Below are 19485 nucleotides of genomic sequence, written 5' to 3'. Positions count from 1 at the left end.
AATTATCGAATATTTTACGAAATGCAGGTATGATTATTATTTATTCTCCTTTCTCCGGAAAGGCCTTCTCCCTTGCTTATTCAGGATTGCAGCCTGAATACAGACCTCCCTTCCCGCTGCTGCATCCAAGAGATTGGCAAATCGGCCAAAATCGGCCATTTTTATTAAAACCGGGGTGTTTTTTGTTACTTATAAACAGGAAAAGGTGTCCCGGCAGTTTCGTCGTTATTACGTAAACCACCAAGACACCTCATAAAAAGGCCTGACACCGTCAGACAATATTAGTCCCCTGCCCCTGCGAAGGTGCCGGCAACATTGGTAGTAAGGGAGGTGCCTTGCACTTTGTCAACAGTAATGGCGATCGGAGTGCCTGTTGCCACGACCACGTTGTAATCGGCGCCGACATTTGCCAGGTTGGTGGCATTCACATATCCACTTGCCCCTGTTGCGTAGGTGAACAACTGCGGGGAGGTCGGGGCAGTGCCATTGTTGGCCAGCATATATTTTGCCTGTGCGCTCGAAAGCCTTCCCTTCACCTCGGCAACTGCTAACTGTGCGGATTTTATCCTGGCTTCACTGGCAAGATCGAGATACTTCGGCACGGCCACCGCGGCAAGGATGCCGAGGATCACCAGAACGGCGATGATTTCTATTAATGTAAAACCCCTGTTACTGCTTAATTTCGTTTTCTTCTGCATATCTTCCTCCTTTACTGGTTCATTTTTAAATATTTTTTGCTCAACCTTTGTTCACAACTGCTTCAAGATTTTTGTAATCAGACATTCCGGCGTTACCAGTACATTACATTCTTCATAGATGCAATAGCTTTTTTGTAGCGATAATAATTAAAAAGTTATCATCATTTTACCATCTTGGTAAGATCCCACATCGGTAAAAAAATCGCCAGCGCAAAAAAACCGACGACAACGGCAAGCCCCGCAATCAGAACCGGACCGATCATATCCGACAAGCCCTTCACCGCGTAGGCGACCTCGTCGTCGTAATGGGAAGATACATGGAGGAGCATCTCCTCGAGATTTCCGGATTCCTCACCAATGGCGACCATATCCACAATCATCGGGGTGAAGTATTTAGCCTTGCCGAGAGGCTCGGAGATACCATGCCCCTCCTGAATACTCTCTTTTATCTTGTCAAATTCGCGGGATATGGCGGCGTTGCCGATCGTCCCCGACAATACCTCAAGCGACCCCATAACGGGAACACCGCTCGCGTGAAGGATCGCGAAGATACTGGCAAAGCGGGACATCGCCGCTTTCTGAAAAAGCGTTCCGAAAAGCGGAAGACTGAGAATAATGCGGTCTTTCGTGTAACGCCCCGGAGGCGTCTTTACATACAGGCGCAGGGCTATAAGCAGACCAATCGTCCCGAAAATGAGGATGTACCAGTAATCGGCGAGTCCCCTATACATAAGCATGGCGATTTTCGTCGGCAAGGGCAAGGCGAGCCCGGCCTTCGCGAAGATCGTGACAAATTTCGGAACCACAAAGGTCAGAAGGATCAAAAACGCTATCACCATTGTGATGACAACAATAAGTGGATATTGAAGGGCTGATTTGATATCGGACTTTATCTTCGCCTCATGCTCAATAATGTCGATGAGCCGCTTCATGATATCAGGAACAGTGCCGCTTAGCTCGCCCGCGCGGATCATGCTCAGATACAGCGGTGAAAAAACGGCGGGGTGATGCCTCATCGCTTCATAAAGGCTGAAACCTTCCCGGATATCCTTGCTGATTGCCGCGGCAACCCCCCGCAGGATTCGGTTTTCCGTCTGGTGTTCGAGAACCTGCAAAAGTCTGATGATGGGCACCCCGGCTGCCATCATCGAACGAAACTGCTTTGTGAAGATAATCAGATCGCCGATCTTCACACTGCCAAGGCTTTCCTTTAGTCCCCTGAAAAAAGAACCGCCCGCATCGGATGTCTCCGTGACACGAGAAGGAATATATCCTTTTGTAAGTAGAATGTTCTGTGCAATTTCGATACTTTCAGCCTCAATGCTTCCCTTGACGGTCTGAGCATTTTCGTCGATTGCCGTATAGGAAAAGGTCGCCATGCCGTTACACCATGACCGCCGAGGCGGCCTCTTCCGGTGTTGTTATCCCCTGGAGGATCTTCGCCACAGCATCCTCCTTGAGGGTTCTGAGACGGCCCTGCTCTACCGCGGCACGGGTGATCTCCTGTGCGGATTTACGCTTAATGATCATCTCCTGGATAGCCTCGTCGTTGACGAGCACCTCAAAGAGCCCCGTACGTCCCTTGTAACCGGTGCTCATGCACTGGTAACAACCCTTGCCGCGCCGGAAATTCGGGTTTTCCGCCTTATTGAGCCCCCACGCTTCGAGGACGCTGGCGAGCGGCGTATAAGGTTCACTGCAGTAGGGACAATTCGTCCGGACGAGACGCTGGCCGAACGATACCAGAAGGGCGGAGGAAACCAAAAACGGTTCTATTCCCATGTCGATCAGGCGGGTAATCGCCCCCGCGGCGTCATTCGTGTGGATCGTACTGAGCAGCCGATGCCCCGTCTGAGCGGCCTGGACGGAGATCTGGGCGGTCTCGGCGTCCCTTATCTCTCCGATCATGATGATGTCCGGGTCCTGCCGAAGAATCGCCCGAAGGCCGCTGGCAAAGGTCATCCCCGCTTTCCGGTTGAGCTGTACCTGACGAATGTTCTCGATCCGGTATTCGACCGGATCCTCAAGCGTGATGATGTTGATATCGGGGCTGTTCATTTCATCGAGGATGGCGTAGAGGCTTGTGCTCTTGCCGCTTCCCGTAGGCCCTGTGCTAAGAATCATCCCATAAGCCTTTTTACTGCTCGTCTCGATCTTGTCGCGGTCCGTTTTTATCATCCCGAGGCGATCAAGGGTATAAACCCCGGCACTCATGTCCAGAAGCCGCATCACAACGTTTTCCCCGTAGATCGTGGGCATCGTTGAGACACGAACATTGATCTCGTGCCTCTCCATTCTGATTGTGAAGCGGCCGTCTTGAGGAAGTCGCGAAACGGTGATATCCACACCCGCGAGTATTTTGATCCTGGCAATGATCGGAAGCAACAGTGCCTTAGGCGGAGAGGGGATTTCGTGCAACCGGCCGTCGATTCGAAACCGGAGCTGGATGCTGGCCTGCTGGGGACTGATATGGATGTCGCTTGCCCCCTCGCGGATCGCCTGGGCGAAGATGGAGTTCACCAGACGCACAACTGGCGCGTCATCGGCCTGATCCTTCAGGGCGGAAATATTCACCTCTTCCGCTTCCCGCTCGGTGCCTTTTTCTGTCGCCGGCTGAGTTTCAACCTTCATATCGTCGAGGACGCCGCTCATCCCCGACTTCATGCCGTAGATGCCGCTGAGCAACTGGTTAAGTTCCCGCTCCGTGCAGACAACCGCCTCGACCTCGGCATCGGCTTCAATTTCGACGGCATCGAGGGCATTGATATCAAGGGGATCGACCATCGCGATTGTTAAAAGCCGACCCTTCTTCCTGAGCGGGGCAATCTGGAATTTTCTGGCAGTCTCGATTGTAATGAACCCGTCAATATCAATATTTATCGGGTAACGACTGGGATGGTATCTGGCGATCTTCAACTGCCTGCTGAGCGCTTCCGCCATCTGATTTTCGTCGATTATCCCCTGCCTGCAGAGGTACTGCCCCAGTCTCAGATTGTCTTTTTTATGTTCAGCAAGGGCGCTCTGCAGTTGTTCCTGCGTCAGCAGCCCCTCTTCAATCAATATTTCCCCAAGTCTTTTTTTAACGATCATGGCTTAAAATTCTCTAAGTAACAGCGCCCCTCAATACCGGACAGGGGCAGCAGCATCCGCAGCTCTTTTTAGATACGGGTGAAAAAAAACAACACTATGAGCAGAAGCAGCAAAAATGCTCCCAAAAAAGTTGAAGTCTTTGTCCATACACCCTTAACGGTATTTTCAGGCAGATCCCTTCCGACGGTGACACGCACGAGAAACCAGTTAACCTTAATCCGGTTTTTGATGATCATCGCCAGGAGAAGATGATGGCACAGGGTGACTATTCGGCGTGGGTAGCCACCGGTTGCCCCGTAAATGGCCCAATAGGACGGTTTTGTAAAGAGCTTCGGCACTTGGGCGGGATGGGCCGCCTGCTGGAGCCGGAACTCTATCATCCCCTTCGTCTCCCGGAAGTTCAGAGGGGTAAGCATGTAATACCCATTCACCCGGTCGAGAAAATTTTTATGGTCATACATAATTTCTTTAAACTCGTTCTGGGCGAAGATGACGATCTGCAGAAGCTTGCTTTCGTTTGTCTCGTAGTTTAAAAACTCGCGGAGAATTTCGAGGGCGAAAACAGGGATCTTCTGCCCCTCGTCGATAATCAAAACAATGATCTTTTTCTCCTCGACCCCCTTCTGGTAGATGGTTTCCTTTATTTTCTCCTTTATCTGCCACTCACTTGCCATTTTTAAGGGGGGCTTGAGGCCGAAACACACCGAAACCACACTCAGAAATTCACGGGGTGTGCTGATGGCGGGATCCATAATGAGGCTTGTTTCTATTTCCCTCTGCTCTCCTTCGGATTCCGACAGCCTGATTATAAGCTGACGGCAGAGGGTGGATTTGCCTGTTCCGACCTCGCCGATTACGACATTGAGACCGCGGCGAAGGCGAATGGAGAGTTCCAGTTGTTGCAGGCAGGTCAACTGACCAGGCGACTGAAAAAAGAGACCCGGGTCGGGGGAGTTAGAAAACGGCTCCCGGTTAAGATTCAGAATTTTGAAATAATCCATCAGACTTCTCTTTTTCCGGCAAGAATGGCTGTCGCCCTCTTCCCTGATTTTCCATAGGAGCGGATAATTATTTGCCCCTGTCCACCGGCACCCCGGTTGCCGCCGACACGGAGGGGAGTATCTTGGGGGTAATGAAAATCAGCACCTCTTCCATTTTCCCGCTTTTGTCCTCGCCTTTGAAAAGCCAGCCGAGGCCGGGTATGTCCTTAAGACCGGGAACTCCGTCCGTGGATAAGGCATTGCGCTGTTTTGTCAGGCCGGAGATGACGATTGTCTCACCATCCTTGACGATCAAGGTCGTTTCGGTCTGTTTCTTTATGATGAACGGGTTCCCTTCAACGGTGCGGGACATATCCACCTCGTCTTTCTTCACAAGGATCTTCATCATCAGATTCTGACCGTCAATTACATGGGGGGTGATCTCCAGGCGCAGCACCGCGTCCTCGAATTTCACCGTTCTTATCGGGGGGTTTACACTCGTATCAATTGTCGAGAAGGGGATTTTTTCGCCATTTTCCGTAAATGCCTTCTGATTGTCGAGTGTTGTTATCGAAGGACTGGAGAGAATGTTCAATTTGCTGTCGGCTTGCAAGGCGTTCAACTGCATCTCCAGAATATTCGCTCCGATAGTGCCGAAGATCAGTCCTAAAGATCCGGATGCTGCTCCCGTCATGGCTGCCGGGAAATTAACCCCGAATCCTTGCCCCGCTATTCCCGAAGAACCGGAACTCGGCGAATAATTACCCGAAAAGGCTGAGCCGGGAGAAACGGCGGTTCCCCCGGAACCTCCCGGGGTTATGTACAGGGCCTGCCCCCCTACCGTATGCCCGTACATGCCGCCCCACTGAATGCCAAGCTTTCTTGCCGTTTCCTTTGTAGTTTCAACTATATTTGCCTTGATCATGATCTGGGGGGTCGGCTTGTCGATCGTCTCGATGATCGGCATCATCCTCTCCAGGTCATCCCTGATTGCCGAGATGATAAGAGAGTTGCTGTGTCCGTCAACACGAACCGAACCGCGGGGTTTGTCATCCTTGCCGCGGGTCAGGAAGGATTCAATCGTCTCCTTGAGGTCCTTGGGGATGGCATAATTAATAGGAACAACAACGGTCAGCAATGGTTCCACCCAAAGAACCCCCAGCTCCCGTGTCTTTTTTTTCAGATCGAGATCCATATCTTCCGGCGTCATGATCCGGATTATGTCTCCCTCCCGGACAAAGGTCAATCCCTGGGTGTTGAGTATGCTTCTGAACGCCTGATCCCACGGAACATTGTTGAAATCGACCGTTATTTCCCCTTTTATTTCATTTTTAACAATCATGTTCATCTCGACTATTTTAGCCAGAGAACGAAGCGCCGTTTTGATATCGGCCTGACGAAACTTCACACTCACCGGCATTATGGGCAGTTCCGCGTCGGCTTCGGTCTTTGCCGCACCCCTCGTTTTTTCCTTTTCCCCAAAGATTTCCGTAACGATATCCTTTTTCAGCGTCTTCGAAGCCGGGGTGTGGCCTTCCGACTTTTCCGCCATTGTGGACCATTTTTCGAAGAAGGGGTCTTTCTCGACGTTTTTTGCGCCCCCGCAGCCGCAAACAAGCAACGCCGAGACGATTATGGCTTTAGCTGCTTTTTGTCTATATTTACTCATTGCGCCCATCATGGCCTCCCTTAATAAGATCCTTTAAGGGGAGAGTTATTTTTTCGCCGGTCGTCGTGTTTTTAATGACGACATTTTCCGGGGAAATGCTTTTCAATTTATAAACACTGGACTTCTTGTCGAAACCATTCATTTCCAGGGAGTCTCCCTCCTGATATTCAACATCGTTTATGACGGCAAGCCGTTTTTGCCCCGCATCTATGTAGCCGGAATAGACAAACACGCGGGGCTGCTTTTCTTTTTCCGGCACCGCCGGCTCCTTCACCCGAAGCCATTTTTTATATGAGTCCTCGTCAAGGAAAGGATCGCCCTTCCATTTCTCTTCCCTGATTGCGGCAATCTGGCGCACAGTCTCTTTTTCGTAACCCTTTGTTGTTGCAGCAGAAAGGGTAGCCACAATTTCTTCAATTCCCCTGGTATTCTGCACCGAGTCTCGCAGGTTATTTTTTTTCGCCGGTATGATGAAATCAACGATCCCGTATAAAATAACGGCTGCCGCGATTCCGATAACTATTTTTTCCCTTTTTTTCAGATTTTTCATATCCAAAAATTCCGCTTCAGCCGACCGCAATGAGCAAGGTGAGTCGGTATTCTTTGCCGTCTGGTTTCTGTTGAATAGACATCTCGTCTATCCTGTCGAGACAATAAAGTTCCCCGAGATTTATCAAAAATAACCGAAAATCAGAGAACTTCCCGCGTAAAACAATATCTACCGGCAACAGCGAATCCTTCCCCGACAGCCGCGTAAGGGTCGGCGTCACTGATACGATCGTCATTCCGCTCATCTTTGCCTTCTCAGCCAGGGTTACGGGGATGATTTTTATTTCCTCACTCGCCAATTTGCCTTTTTGTTGCAGCACAAGTTTTTTCTGATCTTTTTGGCCGCTGCGTTCTTTCATTTTCAACAGATAAGGCAGTAATATTTTCTGCTCCTGAAGCATTTGTTTTACGGCCATCGTCTGCTTGTCGAGGTATTTGCCCTCTTTGAACGTCGGCAGGATGCCCACGAATATGAAAATTGAAATGCCCAGCAGACAAAGCCCAAAATAAAGGATGCTTTGTCCAGGGATGTCCATACTTACTTTTTTATCAGCCACTTATATCTTTCTCCCTCTTCATGCTCAGGGTAAAATGGAGCGTTTCACCTTTTAAATAAGGAACGATACTGCTGTTTGTGATGATCACCCCCCGGAAAAACGGAGAGGATTCAAGCTTCAGCGCGTAGGCGGCGAGCGTGGTTTCGAAAAACCTGCGGTCGCCGATAACGAGCCCTTCCATTGTTATCAAACCGGCATCTGTTTTTTCCCCACCCCCCCCGGCGCCAGCTACACCCTCTGTTTTCTTTTCCGATTTTTGGGGCCCAATCTGCAGATTGACAAGACGGATGCCCGTCGGCGTCAGTGCCGACAGTTCCCCCAGCAGCAGCACATATAGATTGCGCTCCGCGTAGCTTCGCAAAAACTTTTTTTCTTTGTCGCCTGCCGCCGCCATACTCATCAATTCCTCACGACTGGCCGGGGTTCCGAGACTCGCTAACTCAGTCTCGGATACGGCAAGAGAGGACCTTTTCCGGGAGATCATCTTATTCTGGTATATGAATATTCCGGAGCATACGAAAACAAGGAGGATAAAGACGGTAAATATCCCCCTGTTTATCCGTGTGACCGTTTCTGCTCTTTCTTCATCTTTATACGTATAAAGCAGATTCGGCGTCCGGCTATTGTCCGAGAAGGAGAGCCCGATGGAGGGAGCGAAGGCAATTTTCTCAGTAAGACTCAAACTGGCGGCCTCCAGTAGCACCATCTCTTTTTCCCCGGCAAGCGGATTCAGAAAAAAAACAGGGATCCCCAACTGGGTGCTGACATAATCCACAAGGGACTGATAGAGTTCAATCAAGCTGGATGCATAAATTTTTTCTATCCTGCTGCCGGCATACGTCGTTGTGTAATAGTCGAAAGTTCTTTCTATCTGGCGCGTCAGCCGCTCCAGGGCCGGCCGGATCATAGTCACAACATCCCCTTTTTCAAGATTAAAAACGGTGTTTAACAGCTCTGCTCCATCTCTTTCCTCCCCTGGGGGTGGGGCTTCTCCTCCCAGACTCAAAACGATTTTTCTGCCTTGTTCTACATTCATCGGAGACGTCAGTGGGTCCTTTTTACGTTCATTGAAGGCATCGACAAGACTCTCAACAATACTACCCGTTCCCGCTTTGATGTCCCTGGTCATTACAAGATTGTTTCCAGCATAAATATCGATTCGGGAAAAATTGTTTCCGATAAAGAGGCCGGCAGTCGCTCCTGCGCCGGCAATCAGCAACCCGGCACGAAAGAGATTTTGCGTGGCGAAGGGCAAAACTGCAATCCCCTTCAGCGGCCATCCTGCTTCGGCAAAGAGGTTTTTGAGTTCTTCAATCTCTCCACGAGGCGCGGTATAGGCCATAACGGATAGTTTCTGTATTTCCTGATCGATAACTTCGCCATGAACCTCGAAATCGAGAGCAACTTCCTTTTCGTCAAAGGGGGCCTGTTTTCTCACCGACCAATATACGGCATTCGCTATATCCTTTTTCGGAACATTCGGAATGCGCAGGTGGTGAAAATCAATATGAACCGCGGACATGCCTGCCCACAGGTCAGATTGTTTCGGCGAACCACAAACCGCTTTTAGCGACGATCTCAGAAATGCTGAAAATTCAGGCGTATTTCTCGATGTTTCCGGAGGCAGCGCGAAACGTCTCAATTCGGATATTTCCCTCTGTCCGGTTATTGTTTTTCTGGTTTTTACAAGGTAAAGAAAGCCAACCGAGATATACACCCCCGTGACGTGCGTTTTTTGCAGGCTCATGCCGGAAAGACTCGGAAACCGGAAGCGCTCCTTTTTGGGAAATATTACCTGGTCCTGGCGGACAGCAGGAGGCACCGGGCTTTTATCAGCCTTCCCGCGAATGACTTCGAGAAGTTTTTCTGTCGATGTTATAGAAGTCTGTTTATCCACGCTATAGACCCTGTTTACTTCGCGTTTACATTCTGACCCTTTGCCAGCATCGCAATGAACCTTTTCATAACCGTCTCGGCGCTCCTGAGCGTTTCGGGGCTGACAACGTCTTTCCAAGCCGTTTGTCCGGGCTGCATATAGCTTTCAAAGTACGCCGTCAAGGCGGTGAGAATTATTTCAATACTATAAAGACTTATATACTCCTTGCGGAAGAAATCATTTTCTGAAAACGCTCCCTCCTGCGCGGGTGGCCGCATCCCCATCCCCTGCCCCGCAAAGGCCTCGTCAGGTTCGAAAGGAACGCTTATCCATTGATCCAGCCTTGTCCAGCCCTCCCTCGTCTCGGGACTTTTCCTTCTTTCCCTTTTCGAGCGCCTCTCAATAAATTTTCCACTATAGTAATCGAGGGAATAGCTTTTTCTGCGGTTTTCACCGAGCCTACGGTCAAAGCCCCGGCGACGGGTATTGTTTTGGAAGTAAAAGGAAAAAAAATCGTACAGACTGGGATACTGCTCTTTCATTTCAAAGAAAACGCCTGCCAGAAATACTTTTTGGGCATCGCCGTCGAGGTTGTAATAGGCTCCCCACAGGTAGGAGACAATTGCGGAAGGATAATCGCTTACCTGAAGTTCCTTCATTATCTCAGCCTTTATCAGCTCCTTGTCATAGGGAACTGCTTGGCAGCGTGATATAATACCTCTGATGATTTCGTAGAAATCCTTGTTTTTCGCCATGACTTAAAATCCCTTTTTGAGTATTTGCGGAGGTAAATAGCTGGCTGACAGGCCTCACCAAGTCTGCCCCCGGCTATTCTTTTTATCGGTGGACTCTAAGGTAAAGCCATCGTTGTGTCAAGAAAAACAAACAATTTTTCTATTGACTTACAAGGAGTGGAATATTTTCACCCGGCTGTTCGCAAAATATTTATGAAATAATGAACCAGTTTTTTTCAACTCTTTGCGCCAGCGCAAAGACAACTTTCATGGAATGCATTATTGTTCGATCAAAATGAAGCTTAGAACAAAAAAGGAGCTTAATGTTTATAAAATGACGATCAACGATCTACTTAAACAAAATCCGCAGGCAACAAATGTCTTTATAAGACGGATGATGCTCTGCGTCGGCTGCCCGGCGGCGGGATTTCACACCTTGGAAGACGCTGCGAAACTATACGGATATAAGTTGGACGACCTCGCGCGCGAGATTAACGGAGCCATCCGGGACACACAGGAACCGTAGCAGACGAAGCCGATTTTTCCACGTCTGCTCGGGCGCATAGGTGATCAGTCGGACAAGTTTCCGGCAAGCGGCATATCATCAACAATAACGCTTTTTAACGAAAGGAGAATAACCATGTTTTGTTTTCAATGTCAGGAGACAGCCAAAAACAGCGGCTGCACGATCAAGGGGGTTTGCGGAAAACCGGAGGAAACTGCCGACTTGCAGTATTCATTGATATTTGTATTGAAGGGGATGGCGGTTTATGGGGAAAAGCTCAAGGAGTTGGGCGCCCCGGACCGGACTAACAGTGTTTTTATCTCCCAGGGACTATTTTCCACCATCACCAACGCCGGTTGGGATAACGAGCGCTTTGTCGCCCTGATCCGGGAGGCCCTCCGCCGCCGGAATCAGCTCCGGGAAAAATTCTTTGCCGCCTGGAAGGCCAAAAACGGCCGTGATTTTGACGGAACGCTGCCCGAAGCGACGACCTGGACTGCCGACGATGAAGCCGCCTTTATTGAAAAGGGCAAAACCGTCGGGGCGTTGGCGACCGCAAACGAGGACGTCCGTTCCTTGAGGGAACTCTTGACAATCGGGCTCAAAGGCGTGGCCGCTTATGCCGAACATGCCGCGGTGCTTGGATTTCACAAGGACGAGATCGACGACTTCATCATGGAGGCGCTCGCCTCGACCACCAAAGATCTGTCGGTGGATGAGATGGTCGGCTTGGTCATGAAGGCCGGCGGAACCGCCGTCACCACGATGGCGCTTTTGGACGAGGCCAATACCACGGCTTACGGCAATCCGGAAATCACCAGCGTCAATATCGGCGTTCGCCAGAACCCCGGCATCCTGATCAGCGGCCACGACCTGAAGGACATGGAAGAGCTGCTTAAGCAGACCGAAAACACCGGCGTGGATGTCTATACACACGGGGAAATGCTCCCAGCCAACTACTACCCGGCCTTCAAGAAGTACGGCCATTTCGTCGGCAACTACGGGAGTTCCTGGTGGCATCAGAACGAGGAATTCGAGTCTTTCAACGGACCGATCCTGCTTACCACCAACTGCCTCATTCCTGTGAGAAAGGAAAATACCTATCTTAACCGGCTGTTTACGACCGGCGTTCCCAGCTATCCTGGGGCAAAGCATGTTCCCGATCGCACCCAGGGAGGCGCGAAGGATTTTTCTGAGCTGATCGCCCTTGCCAAAAAGTGCGCCTCGCCGAAGGAACTGGAAACCGGCGCGATCGTCGGCGGCTTTGCCCACAATCAGGTGCTGGCCCTGGCCGACAAGGTCATCGCCGCGGTAAAATCGGGGGCGGTAAAGCGCTTTGTCGTGATGGCCGGCTGCGACGGCCGCCAGAAGAGCCGCGGTTACTTCACCGAGGTCGCGGAAAATCTCCCGAAGGATACGATTATACTCACGGCGGGCTGCGCGAAATACCGCTACAACAAGCTCAACCTCGGCGACATCGGCGGGATTCCCCGCGTCCTCGACGCCGGTCAGTGCAACGATTCCTATTCACTGGCCGTCATCGCCCTGAAACTCAAAGAGGTCTTCGGACTGGCCGACATTAACGACCTGCCGATCTCCTACGACATCGCCTGGTATGAACAGAAGGCGGTAGCCGTTCTGCTCGCCTTGCTCTTCCTCGGCGTGAAGGGCATCCGCCTTGGTCCGACGCTGCCGGCCTTTCTCTCCCCGGCGGTAGTCAATGTGCTCGTCGAGAAGTTCAACATCAAACCGATTGGTTCGGTCCAGGATGACATAGAAGCAATGATGGCAGGCAAATAAGCGCCTGTTTTCCGAAGAAGCTGAAGGCTGGAGGCTCAGGGTCTGAATTGCCCCTTTGCCTTCAGTTGGAGGGACGCGCTCCGTCGCGTCCGCAGGCGGTCGCCTGAAGCCCCAAAAACGCCACAATGTAACGTTTTGATATTGTTTACACAAATTTTATTTTCATATAAACCCCCATGCCCATGGGGCACAACGAAGCATGAAAATCCCCCCTTGCCCCCCTTTGGCAAAGGGGGGATGGGGGGATTTTCATACAAATAGTCAGTGACTGTCGCCAGTTGCCGCTTCAATCGCCCCAATCATCTCAGACAGTCTTTGGTTCACCGGTGTGGAAACGCCGTGGCGCACCCCCAGCTCAATAACCTTGCCGGCAAACATTTCCACCTCCGTTTTTCGGCCCGCCTCGACATCCTGGAGCATCGAGGTCTTTCCCGCCGGGTTCAGACCGGCAAGAACCACCCCCCAGGCGTTGATATCATCCTCGGAAAGGGATACGTTTTCCCTGCCGGCCAGCATGATCACCTCCCGCATCGCCGACTCCATCAGTTCCCGGGCTTCCCCGGGGGGCTGGAAAACGCCATAGGGCGCCCGCAAAACAGCCGATGCCTGATTGATCCCCACATTGATCATGAATTTCCACCAGAGGATACGGATCATGTCCAAAGGCGTTTCAAAAACGATCCCCGCCCTGTTGAAAAAATCCTGCACCCGCCTCACCCGCTCAGAAATAGAGGAATTCACTGCTTCTCCAAATATGATCTTCCCCTGCTGCCGGAAATCAACTCTATTTTCGGCCCGCACGCCATCTATGCCTACCGCGACGGCATACAGGACTTTTTCCTTTCCGTACGCGGCGCCGATTGCCTTTTCACTGTCAATGCCGTTCATGACGGAGATGATTGTAGTCTGCGGCCCGACCCGCATTTTCATGTCGCGAATGGCATCGTCTAACTGATGCTGTTTTACCGCAACGATGATCAGATCTGCGGCAGGCAGAAAATCATCCGGCTGGGAAACCGGAATGTTGCAGGGCCTCCCGTTGACAACCATCCCCTCCCGCCGCAGCCGCTCATAGCGCTCGCCTGCGGCAATAAACGATACGCACCGCTTGTCCATCTCATAAAAAATGCTTGCATAAGCGCCTCCCAGGGCGCCGGCGCCGATAATCGCAACATTCTCAATTTTTGCCTTCATTGCCATAAAAACAAAATTCCTTTCATGAAAAATACTTTTTTCAAGGATTATCATCCCTTAATCCCGAAAGCAAGTCTGGTATGAGCAGGAGCGATTTTCTCTCACTATCCAAGACAAGAAGCTGAGTGTATTAAGTTTTGCCGCATCTGTGAAAGCAGCGCTTAATCTCTATAATTGGCCAGTAATCATTAGCCGGCACACCCATTCCCCGGCAAATATCCCTTGACATACAAATTTCCCTCGTTCTATACCCATCCGCGAAGAAATAGGTTTTTATCAAAAAAATAGAAGGAGAAAACGACCATGGCGATGCTTGATAATTCATGTAAAAGTTTTTTGTCCGAACTCGCTTCCAAGGCTGCCGTGCCCGGCGGCGGAGGAGCAGCCGCGCTGGGAGGGGCCATCGGGATGTGCCTCAGCAACATGGTGGGCAATCTTACCACCGGCAAAAAGAAGTACGCAGAGGTTGAAGGCGAGGTGCAGGAACTCCTTAAACGCGGCGATGCCGTGATCGAACAGCTTCAAGGCCTTGTAGATAAAGACGCGGAGGTTTTCGGTCCCCTTTCAAAGGCTTATGGATTGCCAAAAGACACGCCGGAGCAACTTAAGCAGAAAGAGGCGACCATCGAGGAGTGCAGCAAGATTGCCTGCTCGGTTCCGCTGGAGATCATGCGGAGCGCCTATGAAGGGATAAAGATCCACAGCCGCATGGGGCAAATCGGCAGCATGCTCGCCATTTCCGACGTAGGCTGCGGCGTGATTTTTCTGAAGAGCGCGCTCATCGCCGGCAGCCTGAATGTGATAATCAATTTGAACACCATCAAGGATCCGGTTTTTCTGGAAAAAACGCGTGCGGAAATGAACAAGCTTCTGGCCGACGGATCAAAGCTGGCGGATGAAACCCTTGATCTGGTTATTTCCAAACTGAAAAAATAAGGAGAGAATAAATGGCGGAGATTCTTAAAGGGAAACCTGTAGCTGATGCGATAAACGCGGAACTTGCCCAAAAGGCAGCCGGATTGAAGGCGCGCGGCATATCCCCCAAACTGGGGATAATCCGGGTAGGCGCGAGGCCGGACGATCTTTTTTATGAAGGCGGCGCGAAGAAGACCTGCGCTGCCGTCGGGATGGAGTCCGAGGTATTCGAATATCCGGAAGATATCGCGCAGGACGCGCTGGAAAAGGCCGTAACCGGAGTCGGCGCAAAAAAGGATGTGCATGGAATCCTGATGTTTTTCCCGTTGCCGAAGCATCTTGACGGCAGAAAGATCAGGGAGCTGATCCCCGTGGAAAAGGATGTGGACTGTCTGACCACCGGCGGCGCCGCGAAGGTTTTTACCGACGATCCCACGGGCTTTGCGCCCTGCACCCCGACGGCCTGCATGGAGATGCTGCACCACTACAAGGTTCCGCTTAAGGGTAAGAAATGCACGGTGGTCGGCCGGTCGCTGGTCGTTGGCAAGCCGGTTGCCATGCTGCTTCTGCGCGAACACGCCACGGTCACCATCTGTCATTCCCGGACGGAAAATCTGCCGGACGTCTGCAAGGACGGTGAGATACTGATTGCCGCCGTGGGAAAAGCAAAAATGATCAAGGGCAACTTCGTCAAAGCCGGCCAGATAGTGATTGACGTGGGCATTAACGCCGATCCGGACAACCCGGGCAAATACTGCGGCGATGTCGATTTCGCCGAAGCCGAACCCATCGTGGCAAAGATATCCCCGGTGCCCGCCGGCGTCGGCTCCGTTACCACTTCGGTCCTGTGCAAGCACACCCTGATGGCCTGCGAGCTGCAGACGGCATAATCACGGGTTGAAGCACCAAACAAAATGCGATCCGCCGCTCAGTTCGACGGAGGTCGGAAAAGCCCGGCGGCAAATATCGGTCTGACGGTCGCACCGATCGGCGAACGGGCAGCCGCCGGCGGTTGCATTCCTTGCGCCCGCCTGCTTCATCAGTTTGCCGCCGCGGGCGCTCTCGATCAAACCTCTTGTGTAGGGATGGCCGGGATTGCCGACAACCTTCGCCGCCGGACCGATCTCGACAATGCGGCCGGAAAGCATGACGCAGATCCGGTCGCTGATCTTGCGGGCCAGGGCGATGTCATGGGTGACGAAAATCATCGTCAGCCCCTTTTCCGTCTGCAGATTGAGCAGCATTTTCATTACCTTGGCCTGCACGCTGGGATCGAGAGCGCTGGTCGGCTCGTCGGCGATAACGAGCGTCGGTTCGTGCACGAGCGCGCGGGCAATGCAGAGGCGCTGGATGGTTCCCATATTCAGCTCATGCGGGTGGCGCTTCAGAAAATCGGGCTCAACCGGCAGGTGCGCTTCCGCCATCGCCGCGAGTACCCGGCGGCACAATTCCTGCTCATGCGCATCCCCGCTGTCATCAGATGCAGGGGGATGTGCAGCAGCAAACGGATGAGCATGAACAACTGTCTGGGTATCAGGAGCAGGCGCATGTGTGTGATGATGATTATTTTTCTGTATTCGCAGCGGCTCGGCGACGATGTCGAAGGCGGTGAAACGGTGACTGACTGACTCCGCCGGACTCTGGTAGATAATTCCGATATGGGAAGAAAAGGAGAGGCGATCCTCCCTGATCCATTGGTCCATGTCGCGTCCCGCGAACTCCCTTTTCCCGGAATCAGGCGCAAGCGCACCCGCGGCGATCATCGCCAGCGTGGTTTTCCCGGAGCCGGTTTCCCCCACGATCGACAGTATCTCTCCGGCATGAATCGTCAGATCCGCAGACTCAAGAGCAGTTAACGTACCATAACTCTTTGTTATTTTATCAAACTTCATTAAATAGACTATGCCGCCCCGCAGACAGCGCACCTGATGAGCGCCGACCGGTGCGAGGTGAACATGGGAATTGTGGCAAGCGTCCACCGCCTGGGTGCACCGCGACCTAAACAGACAGCCGGAGGCCGGGGCATGACCGCCCTCTTCCTTGTCACCGCCGGTCGCGATATGGATATGGGGCTGCATGGCCCCTTCCTTCAGCCGATGGACGTGCGTGTAGCGGTAGAAGGCGTCGCCGCGCATCCCGCCGAGATCGCGGGTTGCGTCCATCGCGGGAAAGGAACGGCCGAGGGCCCGCGTGTAGGGGTGGAAAGGTTGCAGCAATAGATCGCGAGCCGGAAGAATTTCCATGATTTGCCCCAGATAGAGCAATGCTGCCTCATCTGCCGTCTTCGCCGCCAGCTCCAAATCATGGGAAATCAGCAGAATAGCCGCGCCCTTTTCCTTAAGATCACTGATCATGCCGCCAATGAAGCCCTTCAAGGCTGCGTCCATCGCGGAAGTCGGCTCATCAAGAATCAAGACCTCCGGATCGAGAACAAGCGCCATCGCGAACAGCGCCCGCTGCACCTGCCCGCCGCTCAGTTCGTGGGGATAGCGGTTGATCGTTTCGGAAAAGAGACCAAGGCAAGCCAGCCTCTCCCCGGCAATTTCCACTGCCTCTTCCCTTTTCATGTTCCGGTGGTAGATCAGCGGCTCCGCCACCTGCTCGACGATCCGCTGGACGGGGTTCAGACCAGCCGCACCGTTTTGAAAAACCATCGCCGCCTTTTGCCAGCGGATCTGGCGGTAAGACTCCTCGTCAAGCGAGGTCAATTCCGTATCGTGGAAGCGAATGCTGCCTTCAACAGAGGCGTTTTGCGGGAGCAGCCCCATGAGCGCGTTTCCGATCGTCGTTTTCCCGGAGCCTGACTCTCCAACCAGCGCCGTCACCCGCCCCGCTTTCAGACTTAAGGTCGCCCTGTCTATGGCAAGCAGGGCGTGATCGCCCTCCCGATAGATTACACTCAGATTTTCCAGATTAACCATTGTTCAAACTTCCTTCAGACGCGGGTCAAAAAGCTTCTCCAGGCCGATGGCTATAAAGGTAACGCTCATGACAATCAGCGTAAAACAGATAACCGGCGGCAAAAGCCAGTTCCACCAGATATCGAGGTAGTAGTACTGCAGGGCGTAACGGATCATCATCCCGAGCGATTTACGGCCGGGGTCAAAGAGCCCCAGAAACGCCAGCGACGCCTCCATGAAAACGGCCATCCGCATTTTGGCGACAAAGCCGACCAGATACAGCGGAAACAGCTCCGGCAGCAGATGCCTGGTCACTATATAACGTCCTGTCCCCCCCATCTCCCGTGCAGCCCGCACATGCAGGCTTCTTTTGACGACCAGCGCCTGCGCGCGAATCGCCTTCGCGGTTGTCGGCCAGGAAATCAGCGAAAGCACGAAGGCAAGAAGCGCGGGAGAGGGACGAAAAAACGCCGCTGTCACAATCATGATCATGACTGGGGGAATGGCCATCAGCGCCTCGGCCGACCGCATCAGTGCCTGATCCGCCCAACCGCCCTTCCACGCGGAGGTCAATCCGACGGCAATCCCCAGCGCCAGGCCTCCCAATCCGGCCAGCAAACTGAAAAAGAGGGTATTTCTGACGCCCAGCGTCAACTCGGAGAAGATATCCATTCCGCCGTCGTTGACGCCAAGCCAGTGTGCTGCCGAGGGCGAAAGCAGCGGCTGGAATGAGTTGTCGTAAGGATCATAGGGAGTAACCCAGGCGCCCGCAGCGAGCAGCATCATCAAAAGCAGCGACAAAGCGATTCCGAACAGGAACCAGCCATCCTTCAATAATCTCCGCAAAAGGCTACAATTCATGTTGCACCCGCGGATCAAGCCTTTCGTACAGCACCTCCAGCGCCATGTTGATCACAAGAACCAGCAGTGAAGAAAACAAAACGATCGCCCTGATCGTCGGCAGGTCGCGCAACGAGATCGCTTTGAACAGGAGCGTCCCCAAACCGGGATAGGAATATATGGACTCGACGACAAGCGCCCCGGTAAGCATGAACGCAAACCGCAGTCCGAAGCGCGTCACAACCGGTAGCAGCGCATTGCGGGCCGCGTGGCCATACCGCACCCGGAGCGGTGGAAGCCCCTTGGCTCGTGCTGTTTTTATAAACGGGGAATGCAGCACGACAACCATGCCGCCCCGCGCCAGCAAAAAACTGCCCGGCAGATAGGCCCCGACGAGCGTAATAAAAGGGAGCGCCGTATGGTGGAGAACATCGAGGCACCAGCGCGGCAGGCTATACCCGGCGTATGCGGTTTCCCCGCCCGCCGCCGGGAACCACCCCAGATAGAGGGAAAACAGCAGCAGAAGAAGCACCCCTGTTCCCATTTCCGGTATTCCCTCCAGAAAAGTCATGACCGCCACCAAACCCTTTTCCACGGCGCCCCGTCGCCAGGCCGCCTCCACGCCGGCAATAAATCCGAGTAGCGTCGAAAGGAGGTGGGCCCCGCCGACCAGAAACAACGTCCAGGGAAGCGCGGCCAGGATCAGGCTGGAAACGGGCGTCAAGAATGCAAATGAAAAACCCCAGTCGAGAAAAAACAGGTTGACAAGATAGTGTCCCAGAGAGTCGCCGGCTGCATAATGCGCCCTCAGTTCCGCTTCCTGTTCTCCGGTCAGAGTAACCGGCGAGCCGGAGTACATCGCCGTCACAAAGTCTCCGGGCAGAAGTCGGGGAAGATAGTAACTCATCAATACCAGAAGTAAAACGGCGAGCAGATACGCCACTGCCCGGCCCCGGAACCTCCCCGATAATAACTTGTGGGAATTGTTTTTTATTAACATCCTTGCGCCTGACACCTTAGTGCCTGTCCACAAATAACCTGAACATCTTGCATCTCATCTTTGGGCCATCTTTGGCTGTGGCTCAATCACAAAATCCTCACCGTAGCGCTGCTACGTCTGCGGTTTTGTTCAATCGCCGCAACCAAATCTAACCCAAATCTGAGCGCAATCTTGTCCA

At 52.6% G+C, this 19485-nt stretch carries 17 protein-coding genes; 4 read left to right on the top strand and 13 right to left on the bottom strand.

The window, feature by feature from the left end:
* Window positions 1-281: 281 nt before the first annotated feature.
* The 9 genes from M0P74_02685 to M0P74_02645 all read right to left on the bottom strand — a co-directional run bounded on the left by M0P74_02685 (window position 282) and on the right by M0P74_02645 (window position 10174).
* Window positions 282-698 (bottom strand): prepilin-type N-terminal cleavage/methylation domain-containing protein, encoded by a 417-nt coding sequence (locus tag M0P74_02685; GenBank protein MCK9362495.1) that lies wholly within the window; start codon window positions 696-698, stop codon window positions 282-284.
* Between the two features lie 161 nt (window positions 699-859).
* On the bottom strand, window positions 860-2077 hold the full coding sequence (locus M0P74_02680) for a type II secretion system F family protein (GenBank protein ID MCK9362494.1): 1218 nt from the start codon (window positions 2075-2077) through the stop codon (window positions 860-862).
* Between the two features lie 4 nt (window positions 2078-2081).
* Complete coding sequence (tadA, locus tag M0P74_02675) at window positions 2082-3788, bottom strand: Flp pilus assembly complex ATPase component TadA (GenBank protein MCK9362493.1); 1707 nt, start codon at window positions 3786-3788, stop codon at window positions 2082-2084.
* Window positions 3789-3856: 68 nt separating this feature from the next.
* Window positions 3857-4789 (bottom strand): AAA family ATPase, encoded by a 933-nt coding sequence (locus M0P74_02670; protein MCK9362492.1) that lies wholly within the window; start codon window positions 4787-4789, stop codon window positions 3857-3859.
* Between the two features lie 67 nt (window positions 4790-4856).
* A complete protein-coding gene (gene pilQ, locus M0P74_02665; protein ID MCK9362491.1) occupies window positions 4857-6437 on the bottom strand; it encodes a type IV pilus secretin PilQ in 1581 nt (526 codons plus the stop codon).
* A complete protein-coding gene (locus M0P74_02660; protein MCK9362490.1) occupies window positions 6430-6987 on the bottom strand; it encodes a hypothetical protein in 558 nt (185 codons plus the stop codon). The genes pilQ and M0P74_02660 overlap by 8 nt, the downstream gene beginning before the upstream one ends.
* 16 nt (window positions 6988-7003) lie before the next feature.
* Entirely contained in the window at window positions 7004-7543 is a 540-nt protein-coding gene (locus M0P74_02655) for a hypothetical protein (protein MCK9362489.1), read from the bottom strand.
* Window positions 7536-9440, bottom strand: coding sequence for a hypothetical protein (locus M0P74_02650; GenBank protein ID MCK9362488.1), 1905 nt, complete (start codon window positions 9438-9440; stop codon window positions 7536-7538). Before M0P74_02650 ends, M0P74_02655 begins: the two co-directional genes overlap by 8 nt.
* Window positions 9441-9454: 14 nt before the next feature.
* The gene (locus M0P74_02645) at window positions 9455-10174 is read right to left on the bottom strand and encodes a hypothetical protein (GenBank protein MCK9362487.1); all 720 of its coding nucleotides are present in this window, start codon (window positions 10172-10174) and stop codon (window positions 9455-9457) included.
* Window positions 10175-10487: 313 nt separating this feature from the next.
* Here M0P74_02645 and M0P74_02640 point away from each other — a divergent pair, with 313 nt between their 5' ends.
* Window positions 10488-10679, top strand: coding sequence for a DUF1858 domain-containing protein (locus M0P74_02640; GenBank protein ID MCK9362486.1), 192 nt, complete (start codon window positions 10488-10490; stop codon window positions 10677-10679).
* Window positions 10680-10793: 114 nt separating this feature from the next.
* Entirely contained in the window at window positions 10794-12458 is a 1665-nt protein-coding gene (gene hcp, locus M0P74_02635) for a hydroxylamine reductase (protein ID MCK9362485.1), read from the top strand.
* A gap of 261 nt (window positions 12459-12719) precedes the next feature.
* On the opposite strand, the gene M0P74_02630 is transcribed toward hcp, so the two are convergent.
* Entirely contained in the window at window positions 12720-13658 is a 939-nt protein-coding gene (locus M0P74_02630) for a 2-dehydropantoate 2-reductase (GenBank protein MCK9362484.1), read from the bottom strand.
* Between the two features lie 297 nt (window positions 13659-13955).
* Here M0P74_02630 and M0P74_02625 point away from each other — a divergent pair, with 297 nt between their 5' ends.
* Complete coding sequence (locus tag M0P74_02625) at window positions 13956-14588, top strand: cyclodeaminase/cyclohydrolase family protein (GenBank protein MCK9362483.1); 633 nt, start codon at window positions 13956-13958, stop codon at window positions 14586-14588.
* Between the two features lie 11 nt (window positions 14589-14599).
* Window positions 14600-15457 carry a bifunctional 5,10-methylenetetrahydrofolate dehydrogenase/5,10-methenyltetrahydrofolate cyclohydrolase gene (locus tag M0P74_02620; GenBank protein ID MCK9362482.1) on the top strand — a complete coding sequence of 286 codons (858 nt, stop codon included), beginning with the start codon at window positions 14600-14602 and terminating at the stop codon, window positions 15455-15457.
* On the opposite strand, the gene M0P74_02615 is transcribed toward M0P74_02620, so the two are convergent.
* The 3 genes from M0P74_02615 to M0P74_02605 are packed head-to-tail and all read right to left on the bottom strand — an operon-like array spanning window position 15458 to window position 19307.
* Entirely contained in the window at window positions 15458-17488 is a 2031-nt protein-coding gene (locus M0P74_02615) for an ABC transporter ATP-binding protein (GenBank protein MCK9362481.1), read from the bottom strand.
* Between the two features lie 3 nt (window positions 17489-17491).
* Window positions 17492-18301, bottom strand: a complete 810-nt coding sequence (locus tag M0P74_02610; protein ID MCK9362480.1) for an ABC transporter permease — start codon at window positions 18299-18301, stop codon at window positions 17492-17494.
* Window positions 18302-18317: 16 nt separating this feature from the next.
* On the bottom strand, window positions 18318-19307 hold the full coding sequence (locus M0P74_02605) for an ABC transporter permease (GenBank protein MCK9362479.1): 990 nt from the start codon (window positions 19305-19307) through the stop codon (window positions 18318-18320).
* Between the last annotated feature and the right edge of the window lie 178 nt (window positions 19308-19485).

The sequence above is a fragment of the Syntrophales bacterium genome, assembly GCA_023229765.1.
In the GTDB taxonomy this organism is placed as follows: Bacteria; Desulfobacterota; Syntrophia; order Syntrophales; family UBA5619; genus DYTH01.
This window is presented reverse-complemented; position numbering and strand designations above follow the sequence as displayed.